The organism is Candidatus Latescibacterota bacterium (genome assembly GCA_019038625.1).
Taxonomy (GTDB): Bacteria; Krumholzibacteriota; Krumholzibacteriia; order Krumholzibacteriales; family Krumholzibacteriaceae; genus JAGLYV01.
In genome coordinates this window covers 1-3394 of the sequence record JAHOYU010000207.1, presented here as the reverse complement: position 1 = coordinate 3394, position 3394 = coordinate 1, and the positions used below count along the sequence as shown (strand labels likewise).

Here is a 3394-nt window from a genome sequence, read left to right as displayed (position 1 = left end):
TAGGTCACTGCTATAATTAAGGCTAGAATGAGCGTAACAGGAATATATCTTCTATAGATTTTCGACATAAAATTTAGTCCCTCTTAATTGTATACCTGATTTTGCCTAACGTTTGCTTCACCTGCAAAGCCGTTTGGCTCGAAAACGCCATGAGCGAGAAACGGCTTTGTCTGGTGCAAATTGGAATAATTCGTGACACCCCTCATCGCACTCCGCTGGAGCCGCCCTTCCAGCTACCTGAATAGCGACTTAATTGTACCCCAACTCTGCTTCTCAGTGAACACCGCCTCGTCAGAAACGATTTGCGCGGACTCGATGGTGACTGTTGCCGGTATGGGGAGTATTTCACATACGGGAATCGACGTCGGGTCGTAGCCGACGTACACTTCGAATTCGAACTCGCCGTACAAAGCCAATAGCTGAATGGGAAATTCCTCGGTGTTATAAATCGGCCCTTCGGCCAAGAAAGTTCCCTCTATCGGATCGATAAGCACGTTCGCAACCGACCACAGGATACGAGTTGGGGCTTCCACATATACATACAAGTGCACTTCAGATCCACGAGGATGGACGACCTCTGGCTCGTAGCAATAGCTGACCGTACCGGGCACGATACTTCCTGAAACCACGAAGCGCGCACTCGGGGCCCCCGCAGTACCGGGAATCGATAGCCGACCTTCCAAGATGGCTTCTTCGTAAACGCCGACGACGCTAGGCAAGTCAACGACGAGTGCGGCGAGACTGAAGCTGGGACTCCCCAAACCAATGAGGAATGCGGCTACGCCAATTGCCAAGGAAATCTTATTAGACATGGCTTTCCCCTTTCGAACTTATGAAATACTGCCTGCCATTGTCACTACGTATAGACATTACGACTTCCCCAATAGCGGTTGGCACCGGTTGACAGGGGGAGGGCTCATTAGTGTTGGCTATCGTCCTCTCCCTCAAACACAGCATCACCAAACAACCGGAAGTCCGCGTCCATTGCTCGCAACCCATCAGTTTCGTGTACATGAGCTGCGTTGCGATGAAAGGCCTCGTTTACCTTGCGCTTCTGCTTAGTCGAAAGGTTGCGCTGCATTGCCTGCATTGTGCCTGCCTTGTCGACGATGTACTCAAATAGTTCCCCAGGCACTTCAGTACGGTCTGGTCCTACAGTACCCTTCTTAACGTGCAGTTTCGTGCCTTTCCACTTCTTTCGCGTCGCCACCGAAATAAAACCAATCAATATCACGCGCGGTAGCCCGACATAAACGATCGCTTCTTTCGGGTTAGCAACGACGTCGATGTCAATGGATCGAAGTAGATAGCGATTGATATTTGTGGGCAGTTCACCGCCGTCGTGACTTGCAATTTCGTCGGTTAGAAGCATATGCTGTTCGTACGGTCCAGGGTGAGGAACTTTCCCTAAAAGAAACAATGCCCATTCTTCACGTGCCAAATCCGCCTGCTTCGACTGTTCCGCCGATAAATGATTCACATCGCCAAATTCAGATACATAAGTCAGCACCCGCCAAGTCAACGAAACAGCGAACTTCAGCATCCATTCACGATAGGGAATGTTGCGGGTACTAGATTTCGCAGTTGGCCGGAATACTTCAGTCGCGAATAAATTCTCCCACTCGCCGAACATTCCTTCGCAGTCGGAACAAAGCCAGTATTCCTTTTGGCCGTCCTGCCGGCGGAGATTCGGCTGCTCGCTCGACCGCAAATGCCCCGTTGGCGAAGTTTCCTTCAACCAACGATAAACAAATGCCGGAACAATGTGACTATTCTGCAGGTCACAGTTGTTTCTACATAACTTACACTCGCCCTGCACAGTGCCCCCTCGCCTTCGTATAGCTAATATCGGCTTCACCCACACAACCCCACCAGGCGCGACATCGCCATGGGCGAGGGCAGCGATGTCGGGTTCGAGTTCTTGTTATTGTTTCTTGAACAATTCCCCCAAGGCTTCAAGTGCTTTATGAATCTTTTTAAGTTCGTTTGCAACTTCGTTCTGCGGTATATTTGCATGCCTGTATGGACGAAAGTCTATTGTAGTCTCCTCACAGACCTTTTTGTCCGAAAAGGCGTACTCAATTTTTACTTCAAACTTAATGGGGACAATGTTCTGATCCGCGTCGTCCGCGAAAACCACTGGCGCTTGCACTAGAAGAAATTCCACCTCTGCGCCAGGTCCAAAACTTGCGATTGGTTCTCTGAACGCAGACATATGCCGCAAATTGTTTGACTCTTTCTGTTCGCCAAACGTAAAGAAGTCTCGGTCGATCGAGATCCGCACACCCTTGGCTGTACTGAGGCCATTATTGCGAATACGAAGGCCAAAGAGGTTTGTACTTTCTCGCACAAAAAGCGTTGGTTGCACCAAGGGGCGACTGTAATTCTGGTTCTGAGTACGCATCTCAGATACCGCATCACTATTGGCCATAAGAATTTTATATGTGACTAGTGCATAGAAACCTGTAACAATGACCAGAATACCTGTTAGAACCTCAATCATCATAACTCCCATAACCTAATGTTCTTTTCATCGGTAAAACCAACTGGGCGGCATCAATACAATGCAGCGCAACCAGTTTTGAATGCAGGAAAAAAATATTGGGCGAGGAGGGAGGAGATTATCATTTAGGGGATTCAATGTCAATTGGCAGGTCTGGCAGTGGCACAGCCGGGGGGGTTAATTTGAGTCCTCCAAAAAAATCGACCGCCCGGGCGAACGGCGGCCGACCTGCCAGGGTGGGGGATTGGAGGGAGATACCCTGGATGAAGGGATCATATCAAGTTCTGGGGGTAAAAGCAATATAAATTGGATGCGTGGTGTCCATAATGGGGCGACTGGGTTTGAAAATTGGCCCTACCTGACTCACCCTCGCCCTCGACGCTTGGCAGGCCGGGTTATAAAGCTCCAAAGTGATTAAGAATCGCTCGTCCGCCCGGGCTGTCCGGGGTCAAATGGGCCGCTCGAGCTTGCGTTGGCGTGTAGGTCACAACGCCCTCTAGCTCTGGAAGATTCCATACGCTGACTTTACGAGTGACGATTACTATGGCCTTGCCGCTCCGTACACGGTTAAGGACGAAGCCATCAACAAATTCACGGGCGAGTTGTGCTGACTGGAGATTTTGTTGCCAACGGTCCTTGTCTCTGAATGATGCGCTGTGATATGGAAGCAACTCGATGCAGGCCATTTTTGACGCCAAACGCGACCGGGCCATCGCGAATGATGTCCGCTTAGCAGCTGCAAGTTTCTCGATTACCTTCGCAAGTTTACCGTGCCACCAATTGAAACCACCATGCCAGGAGTACTGTGGGTCCAAGACAAAAAACGGGGTGAGGATAGGAATTCCAAACGCCTATTCCCTCCCCCGGTGACCAAAAGTTGATTGTACTCTA

The 3394-nt window shown here is 50.0% G+C and carries 3 protein-coding genes; all 3 read right to left on the bottom strand.

Going from position 1 to position 3394, the window contains the following annotated elements:
• Positions 1-233: 233 nt before the first annotated feature.
• Positions 234-812, bottom strand: coding sequence for a hypothetical protein (locus tag KOO63_14085; GenBank protein MBU8922942.1), 579 nt, complete (start codon positions 810-812; stop codon positions 234-236).
• Between the two features lie 107 nt (positions 813-919).
• A complete protein-coding gene (locus KOO63_14080; protein ID MBU8922941.1) occupies positions 920-1819 on the bottom strand; it encodes a hypothetical protein in 900 nt (299 codons plus the stop codon).
• A 105-nt stretch (positions 1820-1924) separates the two neighbouring features.
• Positions 1925-2506: a hypothetical protein gene (locus tag KOO63_14075; GenBank protein ID MBU8922940.1), complete on the bottom strand. Its 582-nt coding sequence runs from the start codon at positions 2504-2506 to the stop codon at positions 1925-1927.
• Positions 2507-3394 lie beyond the last annotated feature (888 nt).